This is a genomic window from Bacteroides ndongoniae (assembly GCF_900108345.1).
GTDB lineage: Bacteria > Bacteroidota > Bacteroidia > Bacteroidales > Bacteroidaceae > Bacteroides > Bacteroides ndongoniae.
Genome location: NZ_FNVV01000014.1, coordinates 469,539 through 485,257, shown reverse-complemented (window position 1 = coordinate 485,257; position 15,719 = coordinate 469,539). Strand labels below are relative to the sequence as shown.

At 44.0% G+C, this 15,719-nt stretch carries 11 protein-coding genes and 6 tRNA genes; 12 read left to right on the top strand and 5 right to left on the bottom strand.

The features are described from left to right. Positions 1-84: 84 nt before the first annotated feature. The 8 genes from BQ5591_RS12965 (at position 85) to BQ5591_RS12930 (ending at position 4,351) form a co-directional block, all read left to right on the top strand. Entirely contained in the window at positions 85-2,442 is a 2,358-nt protein-coding gene (locus tag BQ5591_RS12965) for an ATP-dependent helicase (RefSeq protein WP_071149672.1), read from the top strand. 81 nt (positions 2,443-2,523) lie between these two features. Continuing rightward, positions 2,524-3,663, top strand: coding sequence for a carboxynorspermidine decarboxylase (gene nspC, locus BQ5591_RS12960; RefSeq protein WP_071149671.1), 1,140 nt, complete (start codon positions 2,524-2,526; stop codon positions 3,661-3,663). 98 nt (positions 3,664-3,761) lie between these two features. Next, a tRNA-Gly gene (locus BQ5591_RS12955) sits at positions 3,762-3,834 on the top strand. 22 nt (positions 3,835-3,856) lie between these two features. Next, positions 3,857-3,938: transfer RNA gene (locus BQ5591_RS12950), tRNA-Leu, on the top strand. Between the two features lie 40 nt (positions 3,939-3,978). Further along, positions 3,979-4,062: transfer RNA gene (locus BQ5591_RS12945), tRNA-Leu, on the top strand. Between the two features lie 12 nt (positions 4,063-4,074). Continuing rightward, positions 4,075-4,147: transfer RNA gene (locus tag BQ5591_RS12940), tRNA-Gly, on the top strand. 24 nt (positions 4,148-4,171) lie between these two features. After that, positions 4,172-4,253 (top strand) — tRNA-Leu (locus BQ5591_RS12935). A gap of 25 nt (positions 4,254-4,278) precedes the next feature. Further along, a tRNA-Gly gene (locus BQ5591_RS12930) sits at positions 4,279-4,351 on the top strand. A gap of 568 nt (positions 4,352-4,919) precedes the next feature. On the opposite strand, the gene BQ5591_RS12925 is transcribed toward BQ5591_RS12930, so the two are convergent. From BQ5591_RS12925 to BQ5591_RS12910, 4 genes are all read right to left on the bottom strand, one after another. Beyond that, a complete protein-coding gene (locus BQ5591_RS12925; RefSeq protein WP_022162809.1) occupies positions 4,920-5,468 on the bottom strand; it encodes a 30S ribosomal protein S16 in 549 nt (182 codons plus the stop codon). Positions 5,469-5,607: 139 nt separating this feature from the next. Further along, entirely contained in the window at positions 5,608-6,900 is a 1,293-nt protein-coding gene (locus BQ5591_RS12920) for a Na+/H+ antiporter NhaC family protein (protein WP_071149670.1), read from the bottom strand. A gap of 92 nt (positions 6,901-6,992) precedes the next feature. Continuing rightward, complete coding sequence (locus tag BQ5591_RS12915) at positions 6,993-8,483, bottom strand: UxaA family hydrolase (RefSeq protein ID WP_071149669.1); 1,491 nt, start codon at positions 8,481-8,483, stop codon at positions 6,993-6,995. An 11-nt stretch (positions 8,484-8,494) separates the two neighbouring features. Continuing rightward, positions 8,495-9,550 carry a LacI family DNA-binding transcriptional regulator gene (locus tag BQ5591_RS12910; protein ID WP_071149668.1) on the bottom strand — a complete coding sequence of 352 codons (1,056 nt, stop codon included), beginning with the start codon at positions 9,548-9,550 and terminating at the stop codon, positions 8,495-8,497. Positions 9,551-9,806: 256 nt separating this feature from the next. Here BQ5591_RS12910 and BQ5591_RS12905 point away from each other — a divergent pair, with 256 nt between their 5' ends. Both BQ5591_RS12905 and BQ5591_RS12900 read left to right on the top strand, forming a co-directional pair. After that, positions 9,807-10,832 (top strand): sugar kinase, encoded by a 1,026-nt coding sequence (locus BQ5591_RS12905; RefSeq protein WP_022162813.1) that lies wholly within the window; start codon positions 9,807-9,809, stop codon positions 10,830-10,832. A 37-nt stretch (positions 10,833-10,869) separates the two neighbouring features. Further along, complete coding sequence (locus tag BQ5591_RS12900) at positions 10,870-11,538, top strand: bifunctional 4-hydroxy-2-oxoglutarate aldolase/2-dehydro-3-deoxy-phosphogluconate aldolase (RefSeq protein ID WP_022162814.1); 669 nt, start codon at positions 10,870-10,872, stop codon at positions 11,536-11,538. A gap of 110 nt (positions 11,539-11,648) precedes the next feature. On the opposite strand, the gene uvrB is transcribed toward BQ5591_RS12900, so the two are convergent. Next, positions 11,649-13,715 carry an excinuclease ABC subunit UvrB gene (gene uvrB, locus BQ5591_RS12895; RefSeq protein ID WP_071149667.1) on the bottom strand — a complete coding sequence of 689 codons (2,067 nt, stop codon included), beginning with the start codon at positions 13,713-13,715 and terminating at the stop codon, positions 11,649-11,651. Between the two features lie 150 nt (positions 13,716-13,865). Here uvrB and BQ5591_RS12890 point away from each other — a divergent pair, with 150 nt between their 5' ends. Both BQ5591_RS12890 and BQ5591_RS12885 read left to right on the top strand, forming a co-directional pair. Continuing rightward, on the top strand, positions 13,866-15,164 hold the full coding sequence (locus tag BQ5591_RS12890) for a phenylacetate--CoA ligase family protein (RefSeq protein WP_022162816.1): 1,299 nt from the start codon (positions 13,866-13,868) through the stop codon (positions 15,162-15,164). A 121-nt stretch (positions 15,165-15,285) separates the two neighbouring features. Next, positions 15,286-15,711, top strand: a complete 426-nt coding sequence (locus tag BQ5591_RS12885; protein WP_022162817.1) for an ACT domain protein — start codon at positions 15,286-15,288, stop codon at positions 15,709-15,711. The last annotated feature ends 8 nt before the right edge of the window (positions 15,712-15,719 follow it).

Sequence of the window (15,719 nt, the reverse complement as noted above, 5' to 3'; positions counted from 1 at the left end):
AGCCAAGGAAAAGTTCACGGCTATTTGAAGCTTTTTCGTATCTTTGCACTGTTTTTATGTTTTATCGGATGATTGTGACAAGCTATGTCAGACTATATAAATGAATTGAACGACAGCCAGCGAGCGGCTGTTCTTTACAACGAAGGTCCGTCGTTGGTGATTGCCGGAGCCGGATCAGGAAAAACCCGTGTACTTACATACAAAATAGCATGGTTGCTGGAGAACGGTTATCAGCCATGGAACATTCTGGCACTGACATTTACAAACAAAGCAGCCCGGGAAATGAAAGAGCGTATTGCCAAACAGGTCGGTACCGAAAGGGCACGATATTTGTGGATGGGAACCTTTCATTCCTTGTTCCTGCGCATTTTGCATGCCGAAGCATCTCATTTAGGGTTTACATCTCAGTTTACCATTTACGATACAGCCGACAGCAAAAGCCTGATCCGTTCCATCATCAAAGAGATGCAACTTGATGAAAAGAACTATAAACCGGGAATGATACAAGCCCGCATCTCCAATGCCAAAAACCATCTTGTATCGCCATCAGACTATGCCCGAAACAAAGAAGCCTACGATGGTGACTGCATGGCTAAAGTACCAGCCTTGCGCGACATTTATCGCCGCTACTGGGAACGTTGCCGGCAAGCCGACGCCATGGACTTTGACGATCTGCTGTTCTATACGTTTTTGCTTTTTCGTGATCATCCCGATGTACTAGCACGCTATCAGGAGCAATTCCGCTACATTCTGGTAGACGAGTATCAGGACACAAACGTGGCACAACACAGCATAGTGATGCAACTGGCCAAGAACCATCAGCATGTGTGTGTAGTAGGAGACGATGCCCAAAGCATCTATTCATTCCGCGGGGCCGATATCGATAATATTCTTTATTTTACCAAAGCATATCCGGGTACCAGAGTGTTTAAACTGGAACAGAACTATCGCTCTACCCAAAGCATCGTGTCAGCAGCCAATAGCCTGATCAGCAAAAATATGCGCCAGATACACAAAGAGGTGTATTCGAAGAAAGACCAAGGAGATCCCATCAGTGTATTTCAGGCATACAGCGATGTAGAAGAAGGCGAAATCGTAATCAATAAGATTGCAGAATTGCGCCGCACTCAAGGATACGGTTATGCTGACTTTGCAGTTCTTTACCGTACGAATGCCCAAAGCCGTATCTTCGAAGAAGCCATGCGCAAGCGTAATATGCCTTATCGCATCTACGGCGGCCTTTCCTTTTATCAGCGTAAAGAGATAAAGGACGTGATTGCCTATTTCCGCCTGGTTGTCAATCCAAACGATGAAGAAGCCTTCAAGCGTATCATCAATTATCCCGCCCGAGGGATAGGCGACACAACAGTAGGTAAAATCATAGCTGCCGCTACTGATAATAAAGTAAGCTTATGGACAGTGCTATGCGAACCGTTGAGCTATGCATTGAACTTCAACAAAGGAACGGTCAGCAAACTGCAAAAGTTCCGCGACCTGATAAACGATCTCATAAAAGATCTCACACAGAAAAATGCCAGCGAACTGGGTGAAGATATCATCCGCAATTCCGGCATCATCAATGATGTGTGCCAAGACAATTCTCCGGAAAACCTGAGTCGGAAAGAAAACATCGAGGAGCTGATGAACGGTATGAGAGATTTTTGTGCCGAAAGACAAGAGGAAGGAAACGAACACATATCCTTAAGCGATTTTCTATCGGAAGTATCGTTGCTGACCGATCAGGATTCTGACAAAGACAGCAATGATGAGAAAATTACATTAATGACTGTCCATTCGGCCAAAGGGCTTGAATTCCGGAATGTTTTTGTCGTCGGCATGGAAGAAAATCTTTTTCCAAGCAGCATGGCAGGCGATTCGCCGCGGGCACTTGAAGAAGAACGGCGCCTGTTCTACGTTGCTATCACACGTGCTGAAGAGCATTGCTACCTTTCCTATGCCAAAACGCGGATGCGTTACGGAAAAACAGAATTTGGAAGTCCGAGCCGTTTCCTGTATGATATAGATACCAATTACCTGCGATTGCCCCAGAATTTGCTGCTCGAACGGCAGATAAATAATAGGGGAGGAGACTTTAGAAGCAGTTCAAACAATGCGTTCCAACCATCGGCTCGTCCGGTTGGCAGTTCGTCGGCTGCATCTTTCTCTGGCGAAACACCTATGGCTTCACGTAAAAGACTGATAGGTTCTTCCATGCCCCGTAATTTAAGACGAGTGGATCCCATCCAGCCTTCTTCGCCCTCTTCCGGCAGCCCAACAGCCCTGCTACACGAGGGACAGTTTATCGAGCACGAACGCTTTGGCCGTGGTGAAGTTCTGAAAGTGGAAGGAGTAGGGGACAATGCCAAAGCGACCATCCGCTTCCAGCATGCCGGAGACAAGCAATTGCTGTTGCGTTTTGCCCGTTTCAAAGTGATAGAATAAAACAAAGAAGACTACACTTTGACATAGAGACTAAAATCAGATAATAAGTACAAACCGAATCATATTCTAAAAGCTGAAAAAATGATAGATTTCACCCTTTTTCCTTCGCCTTGCTATATTATGGAGGAGGAACTGCTGAGAAAGAATCTCACATTAATAAAGAGTGTGGCCGAACGTGCCGGAGTAGAAATAATCCTTGCTTTCAAATCGTTCGCCATGTGGCGCTCTTTCCCCATATTCCGCGAGTATATCGACCATTCAACAGCCAGCTCCGTTTACGAAGCCCGTTTGGCTTTCGAAGAGTTCGGCAGCAAGGCGCACACTTACTCGCCCGCTTACACCGAAGCAGACTTTCCGGAAATAATGCGTTGCAGCAGCCACATCACTTTCAATTCACTGTCGCAGTTCAGCCGGTTCTATCCGATGGTATTGGCCCAAGGGGAATGCATTTCGTGCGGCATCCGCGTAAATCCGGAGTATTCGGAAGTAGAAACCGAACTGTATAATCCGTGTGCGGCAGGCACTCGTTTTGGAGTGATAGCCGACCAGCTCCCCGACCAACTGCCTCAAGGCATCGAAGGCTTCCATTGCCATTGTCATTGCGAATCGTCTTCTTACGAATTGGAGCGCACACTCATTCATCTGGAAGAGAAATTCTCGCGTTGGTTTCCCCAACTGAAATGGTTGAATCTGGGAGGCGGCCACCTGATGACCCGCAAAGATTACGATGTGGAACACCTGATAAGCCTGCTGCAAGGTCTCCGGAAGCGCTATCCCCACTTGCGCATTATACTTGAACCTGGATCAGCCTTTACGTGGCAGACAGGAGTGCTTTCGTCCGAAGTAATCGACATCGTCGAAAACCGTGGAATACGTACAGCCATTTTAAATGTCAGCTTTACGTGCCACATGCCCGACTGCCTGGAGATGCCTTACCAGCCAGCCATTCGCGGAGCACAAATGGGCGAACAAGGTCCTTACATCTATCGCATGGGAGGCAACTCTTGCCTGAGCGGAGACTATATGGGATATTGGAGCTTCGATCATGAACTGAAGATTGGCGAACGAATTATCTTCGAAGACATGATACATTATACCACCGTCAAGACAAATATGTTCAACGGAATCCATCATCCGGCTATTGCCATGTGGAGTAAAAACGGCGAAGCTAAGATATTCAAAGTTTTTTCTTACGAAGATTATCGTGACAGAATGAGCTGATTATCAACGGAATGGATTCCAACTTGAAATTATTTCGCAAAAAAGTGGCCGAAATGTTTGCTAGTTTAAGGAAAATGCCTACCTTTGCAACCGCAATCGCGGAAATAGCTCAGTTGGTAGAGCACAACCTTGCCAAGGTTGGGGTCGCGAGTTCGAGTCTCGTTTTCCGCTCAAGATGATTGCAATGACCTATGCCCAGGTGGCGGAATTGGTAGACGCGCACGTTTCAGGTGCGTGTGTCGAGAGGCATGCAGGTTCGAGTCCTGTTCTGGGCACAAGGTTATGTGATCGTTGTTCTTTGAAAAGATGTCGCATGGAGAGATGGCGGAATTGGTAGACGCGCTACTTTGAGGGGGTAGTGACAATAATGTCGTGGGAGTTCGAGTCTCCTTCTCTTCACGTATCTTTAATGCGGAAATAGCTCAGTTGGTAGAGCACAACCTTGCCAAGGTTGGGGTCGCGAGTTCGAGTCTCGTTTTCCGCTCAAGATATAATTGCAAAAACTTATGCCCAGGTGGCGGAATTGGTAGACGCGCACGTTTCAGGTGCGTGTGTCGAGAGGCATGCAGGTTCGAGTCCTGTTCTGGGCACTATTTTTAAAGAGTTGATGCAATTGCGGAAATAGCTCAGTTGGTAGAGCACAACCTTGCCAAGGTTGGGGTCGCGAGTTCGAGTCTCGTTTTCCGCTCATATTTTTCTGTATTGATTTAGCCTAATTTAAAATTGAAAGATTTTAAATTAGGCTTTTTCTTTTTTCCGAAAATACCCACACACACTCAAGATCAGCAAAGTACCATAATTCATACATACCCATACATTCCATCAACAACCCAACACAAAGAGGGATATTAAACACCCTAAAGAGGCACTTTAGCAAGCCCAAGAGGGACTTTAGCGGCTCAAAGAAGCACCTTACAGCACAAAGAGAAATATCCGCCCCTGACGAAGCATAACCCCGCCAATCCCAAGCATTCTTTCTGCAAAATTAAAAACAAAGAAAAAGTCAGCAATCAGCCTGTCTGAACCTTCCTAACTAGAAAAATATATTTTCTCAGTTGGGCAATAATTTTTCTCCAGTTAGAGAAAAATCGGGGCACTAAAACATCCCATTTAGCTTAAGGTAAAAAAATAGCGCATATCCTTTAGGAATATGCGCCGTAATTTTTTCTCTTCTCATCAATCTCACTCCTTCTTCCGAAGGAAAAGAAGAGATTTTAGTTTTAATCCATATAAAAGCACTTCTGCCTAATAAAAAATTATTCAGCAGCAGCTTCTGTTGCGCCTTCTTCGCTTGCGTTAGCAGCTTCCTCGTTCTGAGCTTCTGCAGCAGCCTTAGCAGCTTCTTCTGCAGCTTTCTTTTCTGCCAATGCTTTAGCCTTTGCTTCGTTTACCTTCTTCTCAGCTTCCAGACGTGCCTTAGCTTCAGCTTTCTTAGCCTCTTCATCCTTAGCCTTCAAAGCAGCCAAACCGCTTTGCTTGTTGTTCTTCCAAGCTTCAAATTTAGCTTCAGCTTCAGCTTCGCCAAATGCGCCTTTTGCTACACCACCCAAAAGATGCTTCTTCATGTAAACACCTTCGCGAGAAAGGATGTTACGAACAGTGTCAGTGGGCTGTGCACCTTTCAATACCCAGTCAAGGGCACGATCAAATTTCAAATCTACTGTGGCCGGATTGGTGTTAGGATTGTAAGTACCAATCTTTTCGATAAATCTACCATCACGTGGTGCTCTTGCATCTGCAACTACGATAGCGTAAAAAGCATAGCTCTTACGTCCGTGTCTCTGCAATCTAATTTTTGTTGCCATTTAATTAAAATATTTTTTAGTTAATGATTTGAATAATGCTACTAACTCGTAATAGCGGGCGCAAAGGTAGTTATTTTATTTGGAATAGCACAGCGTTTTTCCTCCTTTTTTCATAAAAACATTCCGATAACTTTCTGATTTATGAATATCTACGAGGATATCTGATCAGAATGGCCAATAATGCACAGATGCCCATACAAAACGGATAATACAAATTACCGATAATGGAAAGGGGAGAAAGTCCCGCCAGTTCTGCAGCAATCAGCATTTGTGCTCCATAGGGAATGATTCCCTGGACGAAACACGAAAAAGTGTCCAGAATACTGGCTACTTTTCTTCTGTCAAGATGAAAACGAATGGCTATGTCTTTTGCTATCGGCCCTGTCGTAATGATAGCAATGGTATTGTTGGCCGTACAAAGGTTGGCTATGCTGACCAGCGCTGCAATGCTGAGTTCCGCTCCACGCTTCCCTTTGACATGACGGGTCAGACGGCCAATTATAAAATCAATACCCCCGTTATAGCGAATAGTCTCCAGCATTCCGCCGGCCAGCAACGTGATAATGATCAATTCGCCCATACCTGTTATTCCATCGCCCATCGAACGGGTCCAGTCGAATAGGGTAGTACCGGTCATGACTCCTATAATACCTGTAGAAGCAATGCCAAGAAGTAACACCAGCATAACGTTGACTCCCGCCACAGCCGTAACCAGGACAATCAGATAAGGAATCACCTTTAGCCATTCGATAGTTACCGCCTGCTGAGAGAACGATAATGACATTCCCTGATAGATATAGTAACACAAGACAATCAGCGCCGCCGGAACCACAATCATACAGTTCACCCGGAATTTATCACGCATCACACAATCCTGCGTCTTGGTAGAAGCAATGGTTGTATCGGATATAAACGAAAGATTGTCTCCAAAAAAAGAGCCGCCTACCACAATGGCAGTCATATAAGACAAATCTATCCCTGTTTTTTCTGCCAGCCCGGCCGCCACAGGCGTCAAAGCGACAATTGTTCCAACACTGGTGCCTATGGAAAGAGAAATGAAACACGCCGCAATAAAAATACCGGCCAGCAGCAGATTGCCCGGCAAGACAGATAAGGTCAAGTTAACTGTTGCATCAATGGCTCCCATCTGCTTGGCACTTTGCGCAAAAGCACCGGCCAAAATAAAGATCCATATCATCAACAGTATATTCTTATTGCTGGCTCCTACCGAAAACTGATAAATTCGCTGCTCCAGATTCAAACCACGCGTAATGGCTATGGCATAACAGGAAGAGACAAGAAATGCAACCGTAATGGGCACCTGATAAAAGTCGTTCACCAAAAGCGAGGTCACCAAATAGATGCATAGAAAGACCATCAAAGGGCTTAATGATAACCATCCACCTTTAGCCTTTGTAGTTGTATTTGTCATTCCGAAAACATTTTCTTTATTACAAGATGAAGGACTGGTCGGGGAAGGTAGTTGTAATCATGAATCTTCCCAACCAGTCCATATACAATCATTTATAACGTAACTCCCGTCTTAAAAATCGCAATTTCCTTATATCCCTTCTTTTCGTTATTGACAAATTCGCCGCTTGCCACTTTTATAATGAAATCAATAAAACGACGGCAGGTTTCTTCGATCGGTTCATCTTCAACGATTACACCGGCATTGAAGTCAATCCATTGCGGTTTTCTCTCAGCCAAGTCTGTATTTGTCGAGATTTTCACTGTAGGTACATAAGTCCCGAAAGGAGTTCCGCGTCCTGTTGTGAAAAGAACCATATGACACCCGCACGAAGCCAAGGCGGTAGCAGCCACCAGATCGTTTCCCGGAGCAGAAAGCAAGTTTAGCCCTTTCACCTTCAAGCGTTCGCCATAAGGGAGTACACCTTCGACATAGCTTTTACCGCACTTTTGCGTACAGCCCAAAGCCTTGTCTTCCAACGTAGAAATACCTCCGGCCTTATTGCCCGGCGAAGGATTCTCGCCAACAGGTTCTCCGTGACTCAAGAAGTATTCTTTAAAATCATTAATCAGCTTTACAGTCTGTTCGAACAGCTCCTTCGTACGGCAGCGATTCATCAATATGGTTTCAGCACCAAACATTTCGGGTACTTCAGTCAATACACTTGTACCTCCCTGTGCAACCAGGAAGTCCGAAAACAGGCCCAACAAGGGATTTGCCGTAATACCGGAGAATCCGTCCGAACCACCACATTTCAGCCCGACACGTAATTCACTCAACGGTATATCAGTACGCTCGTCCTGACTGGCACGACTATACAGCTCACGCAGCAATTTCATTCCCTCCTCGTATTCATCACCCACTTTCTGCACAACCATAAACTTAACGCGGTCTTCATCATACTGGCCTATAAACTCGCGGAATACGTCAGGCTGATTATTCTCGCATCCCAGCCCTACAACCAGCACTCCACCCGCATTAGCATGCAGCACGATATCGCGCAATATTTTTTTCGTATTCTCATGATCATCGCCCAACTGCGAGCAGCCGTAATTATGAGGATAGGCAACAATCGCATCAACCCCTCTGCAACCGGTTTCCTGCCGCAGGCTCTCTGCCAGCTGACCGGCAATCCCGTTCACACATCCTACAGTCGGCACAATCCATATTTCGTTTCGTATACCTACATCACCGTTTTTACGGCGATATCCCTTAAAGGTAAGTCCCTGCTGCGGTATGTCCAACGACGCATCGATAGGATTATATGTGTATTCCAGCAAACCGGACAAATTGGTTTTAATATTACACTCGTTCATCCAGTCTCCCTGCTTTTGCGCTTTACACGTGTGACCTATCGGATACCCGTATTTTATCACATCTTCACCCTGCTCAAAATCTTTCAGGGCAAACTTATGTCCTGCCGGTATGTCTTCATTCAAACAAATATCAATACCATCCACAGAAATTGTTTCTCCGGCCTTAAGCGCGACAATAGCCACTGCAACATTATCAGCCTTGTTGATTTTCAGATATTTGGTTTTCATATCCTCTGATTTTATTTATTGTAATAGAATTCTATATTTTCTTTCGTCAACAAATCTATCGGCATGAAATATTCTCTTGCCACCTCCTTTTTCAAGATGAGATAATCACATAATGCCTTAATTCCATTAAATCCTTGCAAAGTAGGCTGTTGGGCTATGAGGAAAAATATACTTCCCTGTTTCAGACACTCCACATTGCGCTGCAACAAGTCATATCCCATAAGATTAAAATCGCTCATGGCATGTTTTTGCAGGTATTCCCCAATAATGTAAGCTTTGGAATTGAAAGTAATGCCATTTTTTACATCGGGATGAAGACGGAAAAAATCATCTAACATCTTGTTGTCTTCCGTATCATATTTCGCGTGCAAGTTCAGTTCCAGAATCTGACAGGAAGGATGATATTGGTTCATATACTTACGGAATCCGATTTCTCGGCGCTCCTGCTGATTGGATCCGACAATACCGTCATTGATCTTACGGAATATGACAATGGACTGCACTTCTTTACCCGCAAGCAGCATCAATATACGTGCAGAAAAATATCCGCTCTGATGCGAATTCTGCCCAAAGAACGAAAGGGCAGGTTCTTCTTTTATATTCGAGTCTATATATATATAAGGTATATGACGCTCCGACAGTTCATCCGTAAATGGTTTAGTATACTGTGGGGCAGTCGGTGCAACCATTACTCCGTCGGGATTTGTATCTAAAATCTGTAGTGCAGCCGTTTCGAATGAATGATAATCGTAAGGGTCATAATACAATATATCCGCATTTATATTAAAATCCGAATAAGTTTCCAACGCCTGCCTTATACCAGCTTCTACATCGGTCCAGTATTCTCCTTCTTCATGTTGTGGCAATAAGCAAGTAAAAGCATATTTCTTATTGGAAGCCAATGCACTGGCATACATATTAGGTTGATAGTCCAACTGTTTCAATATCTCTTCCACCCGTTTACGGCTTGCTTCAGACACACCACTTCTGCCATGTATTACACGGTCGACCGTACCTACTGATACATCAGCCATTTTGGCTATATCTTTTATTCTAACCCTTGTCATCTTGATTTTTTTGTCTTTTTATGCTGATTTGTGCCCGTACACAATAATAATCTAAAAATTATCGACACAAATATACGATAATTTTTTGTATTTCAAAAAAAGTTGTACCTTTGTGCTCGCACACGGAAGTTAGAAACAGGGAATACCTGATCGATCTTATCGTTCAATGATTCAACTCTTTAACTGCCGTTATGAGAGATAATATAATAAATTGAAAGACACTTAATTATTATATATTTAATAAAATAGAAAAATTATGGGAAAGAAAGTCGTTACATTAGGTGAAATTATGCTGAGACTGTCTACTCCGGGCAATACCCGATTTGTTCAGTCGGACTCTTTTGATGTAGTATATGGAGGGGGTGAAGCCAACGTAGCTGTCAGCTGTGCTAACTACGGACATGACGCTTACTTTGTAACCAAACTGCCTAAGCATGAAATTGGCCAATCGGCAGTAAATGCGTTGCGCAAATATGGTGTAAAGACTGACTTTATAGCTCGTGGCGGCGACCGTGTAGGTATCTATTATTTAGAGACCGGAGCTTCCATGCGTCCCAGTAAAGTAATCTACGACCGTGCACATTCGGCTATTGCAGAAGCCAATCCTGAAGATTTTGATTTTGACGAAATCATGAAAGGAGCAGACTGGTTCCATTGGTCTGGCATCACTCCGGCCATTTCGGACAAGGCAGCTGAATTAACACGTCTGGCTTGCGAAGCTGCCAAGCGACACAATGTTACAGTATCCGTAGACCTGAACTTCCGCAAAAAGCTGTGGACAAAAGAAAAGGCTCAGTCTATCATGAAACCTTTGATGAAATATGTAGATGTTTGCATCGGTAACGAAGAAGACGCAGAACTCTGCTTAGGATTTAAACCCGATGCTGATGTTGAAGGTGGAAAAACAGATGCAGCCGGATATAAGGGAATCTTCAAAGCCATGGCTGAAGAATTTGGTTTCAAATATGTTGTTTCTACATTGCGCGAATCTTATTCAGCTACTCACAACGGCTGGAAAGCAATGATCTACAACGGTAAAGAATTCTACGAATCCAAACATTATGATATCAACCCGATTATCGACCGCGTTGGAGGAGGCGACTCTTTCTCGGGTGGAATTATCCACGGCTTGCTGACCAAGCCCGATCAAGGTTCGGCTCTTGAATTTGCTGTTGCCGCATCTGCATTGAAGCATACGATCAATGGTGACTTCAATCTGGTATCTGCTGAAGAAGTTGAAGCACTGGCAGGCGGTGATGCAAGCGGACGAGTACAAAGATAATAAGTGATAAAAGCTGATAACATAAAATCATAAGAAAATGGCTAAATTTGATAAGATTGCAGTGCTAAATAAAATCGGTTCAACAGGTATGGTTCCGGTTTTCTATCATAAAGATGCTGAGATTGCAAAAAAAGTAGTAAAAGCTTGCTATGAAGGTGGTGTACGTGCTTTCGAGTTTACCAATCGTGGTGATTTTGCCCATGAAGTATTTACCGAAGTGGTAAAATTCGCCGCTAAAGAATGCCCGGAAATGGCTTTAGGCGTAGGTTCCATTGTTGATCCTGCTACAGCTGCCCTCTACTTGCAATTGGGTGCAAACTTTATTGTAGGTCCGCTGTTCAATCCTGAAATAGCAAAAATCTGTAACCGTCGCCTGGTTCCTTATACCCCTGGATGCGGTAGCGTATCAGAAGTTGGATTTGCTCAGGAAGTAGGTTGCGATCTCTGCAAGATATTCCCGGGAGATGTTCTTGGCCCGAAACTGGTAAAAGGCCTGTTGGCACCTATGCCATGGTCCAAGCTGATGGTTACAGGAGGAGTAGAGCCGACACAGGAAAACCTGACCTCTTGGATCAAAGCCGGTGTATTCTGTGTAGGTATGGGTTCTAAGCTCTTCCCCAAAGACAAAATTGCCGAGGAAGACTGGGGTTACATTACCAACAAGTGCAAAGAAGCTTTGGGCTACATTGCAGAAGCCAGAAAATAAGCATTAGCTATAAAGAATATTAATTCATTTTGTTTAAAGGTGTTTCTAAAGGGACGAAGGCTGTGTTCAAATAAACCGATTACATCGTTTATTTTGATACAGCCTTTTGTCTATTTGTTTTTGAGCAGTTCTTCCAGAGAAAGCACCTCATCCCGATATTGGGCAGCTTCTATAAAATCCAATCTCTTAGCAGCCTCTTGCATTAATTTCTTTGTACGCTCAATGCTCTTTTCAAGTTGGGCACGAGTCATGTATTGAACAATAGGGTCGGCAGCCATGTGAGCATTTGCTTCCTGTTCCATATACGGACGTGGAGAAGCTGTAGAAGCTTTCTCGCGCGGAACAGATACTGCGGTGGTGGCATCTGGATTTTCGGACGACGCTGTAAAAACATTCAGATTTGCAGCTTTCCTGATTTGCTGTGGCGTAATTCCATGCTCTTCATTATACTTCAACTGCTTTTCGCGCCGGCGGTTGGTCTCGTTGATGGTAAGTTGCATACTTTCCGTTATACGGTCGGCATACATAATAACCATTCCGTTCACATTACGCGCCGCACGGCCTGCTGTCTGTGTCAACGAACGATGCGAACGTAAAAAGCCCTCCTTGTCAGCATCCAGAATGGCAACAAGAGAAACTTCAGGCAAGTCCAAGCCTTCGCGCAAAAGATTTACCCCGACTAACACATCGTATTCACCTTCACGCAACGCACTCATAATCTTGACCCTCTCGAAAGTCTCAACATCGCTATGAATGTAGCTGCACCTGATATCGTTGTTCAACAGATATTCGGTTAATTCTTCTGCCATACGTTTTGTAAGGGTAGTGACCAACGTCCGTTCGTTTCGTTCAATCCTTATCTGTATTTCCTCCATCAAATCATCAATCTGGTTATGACTGGGACGTACTTCTATGACAGGATCCAACAACCCGGTAGGACGAATAACCTGCTCCACAACAATACCTTCCGACTTTATCAATTCATAATCCGCCGGAGTCGCACTGACGTAAATAACCTGCTTAGCCATCGCCTCGAATTCATCGAATTTCAGTGGACGATTATCCATTGCGGCAGGAAGCCGGAAACCATATTCCACCAGGTTTTCTTTTCGTGCACGGTCGCCTCCATACATTGCCCGGATTTGGGGCACACTGACATGACTCTCATCAATGACAATCAGGAAGTCATCCGGAAAGAAGTCCAATAAACAATAAGGACGGGTACCAGGAGCACGCCCGTCAAAATAACGCGAATAGTTTTCAATTCCGGAACAATGCCCCAACTCACGAATCATCTCCATATCGTAAGTAACACGTTCTTGAAGTCTTTTGGCTTCCAATGCACGTCCTTGTTCTTCAAACCATTGTACCTGTTTGTGCAGATCATCCTCTATCTCGTGAATGGCTCGCAAAGTGGCCTCTTTGGTTGTCATAAAAAGATTGGCCGGATAAATTTTATAAGAATCAAATTTACCTAATACAACTCCACTCACAGGATCCACTTCCTCAATGCTGTCTATTTCATCTCCCCAGAAAATGACACGCAACAGATTATCCGCATAAGCAAGGAATATGTCTATCGTATCTCCCTTTACACGAAAGTTTCCCCGGTTCAAATCAATATCATTACGTACATAAAGACTATCAACCAAACGGCGCAAAAAGACATTGCGGCTGAAATTCTTACCCTGCACAACTTCAATGACATTATTATAAAAGTCCGCAGGATTTCCCATACCATATATACACGAAACCGAGGAAACTACAACAACATCTTTCCGGCCGGAAAGCAATGCAGAAGTAGCAGCAAGCCGCAGCTTGTCAATTTCGTCATTAATGGCAAGGTCTTTTTCTATATAAGTATCCGAAGAAGGCAAATAGGCTTCCGGCTGATAATAGTCATAATAAGAAACGTAATACTCTACGGCATTATTCGGAAAAAAGTTCTTAAACTCACTATAAAGCTGTGCTGCCAATGTTTTATTATGGCTCAACACCAATGTCGGCTTATTAACGTTAGCTATAACATTGGCTATCGTAAAAGTCTTTCCCGAACCCGTAACGCCAAGTAAAGTCTGTGCGGGGAGACCCTGAAGTACACCTTCTGTAAGTTGGGCAATAGCTTCCGGCTGATCTCCTGTAGGCTGATAAGCTGATGTCAGTTCAAATTTATTCATTTTCTTCTTTTATAGACAGCAATATTCGGCAAAATCTTTGATATATACAAAAAAAATCGTTTCTTTGCGATGATAATCAACCCAAAATCTTATCTGAATAGGATTTTGCGGAAAATCTAATAACCATTAATGTTAATACAACAAAGCACAATGATTTGGAACGAAAACATTGAATGCATGGATCGTGAAAACCTCCGTAAGATTCAAAGCATTCGCCTGAAGAAAACCGTAGAGCGCGTATATCACGATACTCCTTTTTATCGTAAAAAAATGCAGGAACTGGGTATAACTCCAGATGATATAAACGACATCAGCGATATTGTAAAACTACCGTTTACCACCAAGTATGATTTAAGAGACAACTATCCGTTTGGACTATGCGCAGTACCGATGAGCCAGATTGTACGTATACATGCTTCTTCCGGTACGACCGGAAAGCCTACCGTAGTAGGATACACGCGCAAAGACCTTTCGGTATGGGCCGAATGCTTGTCACGTGCTTTTACAGCATACGGAGCAGGTCCTTCTGACATATTCCAGATTTCGTACGGATACGGTCTGTTTACCGGTGGACTCGGCGCACACGCTGGCGCTGAAAACATAGGTGCTTCGGTTATTCCTATGTCCAGTGGAAATACAGAAAAACAAATTACGCTAATGCACGACTTTGGCTCAACTGTATTATGTTGTACGCCTTCGTATGCTCTATATCTGGCAGACGCCATTAAAGACTCAAAACTTCCGCGCGAAGAATTTCGCCTGAGAGCTGGAGCTTTTGGAGCAGAGCCTTGGACTGAGAACATGCGGAAAGACATCGAAGCCAAATTAGGCATTAAAGCGTATGATATTTACGGCTTGAGCGAGATCGCCGGTCCTGGAGTAGGGTACGAGTGTGAGTGCCAGAACGGTACTCATCTAAATGAAGACCATTTCTTCCCGGAAATCGTAGATCCCAAAACACTGGAGCCTGTAGCTCCGGGAGAAACGGGAGAACTAGTATTTACGCATCTGACCAAAGAAGGCATGCCTTTGCTTCGCTATCGCACTAAAGATTTGACTGCCCTGCACTACGACAAATGTCCATGCGGACGTACATTGGTACGTATGGATCGAATCCTAGGACGTAGCGACGATATGCTTATCATCAGAGGAGTAAACGTTTTCCCCACTCAAATTGAGTCTGTTATACTTGAAATGCCTGAATTTGAGCCACACTACCTGTTATTAGTAGACCGAAAGAACAATACGGATACGATGGAATTGCAGGTTGAAGTCCGCCCAGAGTTCTACTCGGATGAAATAAACAAAATGTTGGCCATGAAAAAGAAGCTGACAGCCCGTTTGCAAAGTGTATTGGGACTGGGAGTAGATGTTCGCCTGGTAGAGCCAAGAAGCATAGAGCGCAGCGTCGGAAAAGCTAAAAGAGTAATCGACAACAGAAAACTTTAAATCGCTTTCGATCGAAGAAGAATCACCCGATTGTTCCATTCGGGAAGATTCTTCCCGATCATAAGTTGAAATAAATGGGAAACATAACGGTAATATCAACTTTTTATTTTCAGTTAATAAAATGGTAGCAAAACAACTTTCGATTTTCTTGGAAAATAAGTCTGGCCGTCTGACAGAAGTGACAGAAGTTCTGGCCAAAGAAGGAGTAAACTTGTCTGCCCTCTGTATTGCAGAAAATGCAGACTTCGGCATCTTACGTGGAATTGTCTCCGAACCGGACAAAGCATATAAGGCTTTAAAGGATAATCATTTCGCAGTAAATGTTACAGATGTAATAGGAATCAGTTGCCCCAATATCCCCGGGTCACTGGCCAAAGTATTACGCTATTTGTCCGATGAAGGAGTCTTTATCGAATATATGTATTCATTTGCCAATGGCAATACTGCCAATGTGATTATCCGGCCTAACGATATGGAAAATTGTATCCGCGTGCTGACAGAAAGAAAAGTCGACCTGTTGGCCGCAAACGACCTGTACCGCTTATAGAAAATAAA

Bases quoted from the DNA above. Each gene is read 5' to 3' on its own strand.
- BQ5591_RS12910 (WP_071149668.1), bottom strand. From the start codon at position 9,550: ATGACAAGGGTTAGAATAAAAGATATAGCCAAAATGGCTGATGTATCA.
- BQ5591_RS12920 (WP_071149670.1), bottom strand. From the start codon at position 6,900: ATGACAAATACAACTACAAAGGCTAAAGGTGGATGGTTATCATTAAGC.
- nspC (WP_071149671.1), top strand. From the start codon at position 2,524: ATGATAGATTTCACCCTTTTTCCTTCGCCTTGCTATATTATGGAGGAG.
- BQ5591_RS12905 (WP_022162813.1), top strand. From the start codon at position 9,807: ATGGGAAAGAAAGTCGTTACATTAGGTGAAATTATGCTGAGACTGTCT.
- BQ5591_RS12900 (WP_022162814.1), top strand. From the start codon at position 10,870: ATGGCTAAATTTGATAAGATTGCAGTGCTAAATAAAATCGGTTCAACA.
- BQ5591_RS12915 (WP_071149669.1), bottom strand. From the start codon at position 8,483: ATGAAAACCAAATATCTGAAAATCAACAAGGCTGATAATGTTGCAGTG.
- uvrB (WP_071149667.1), bottom strand. From the start codon at position 13,715: ATGAATAAATTTGAACTGACATCAGCTTATCAGCCTACAGGAGATCAG.
- BQ5591_RS12925 (WP_022162809.1), bottom strand. From the start codon at position 5,468: ATGGCAACAAAAATTAGATTGCAGAGACACGGACGTAAGAGCTATGCT.
- BQ5591_RS12885 (WP_022162817.1), top strand. From the start codon at position 15,286: ATGGTAGCAAAACAACTTTCGATTTTCTTGGAAAATAAGTCTGGCCGT.
- BQ5591_RS12890 (WP_022162816.1), top strand. From the start codon at position 13,866: ATGATTTGGAACGAAAACATTGAATGCATGGATCGTGAAAACCTCCGT.
- BQ5591_RS12965 (WP_071149672.1), top strand. From the start codon at position 85: ATGTCAGACTATATAAATGAATTGAACGACAGCCAGCGAGCGGCTGTT.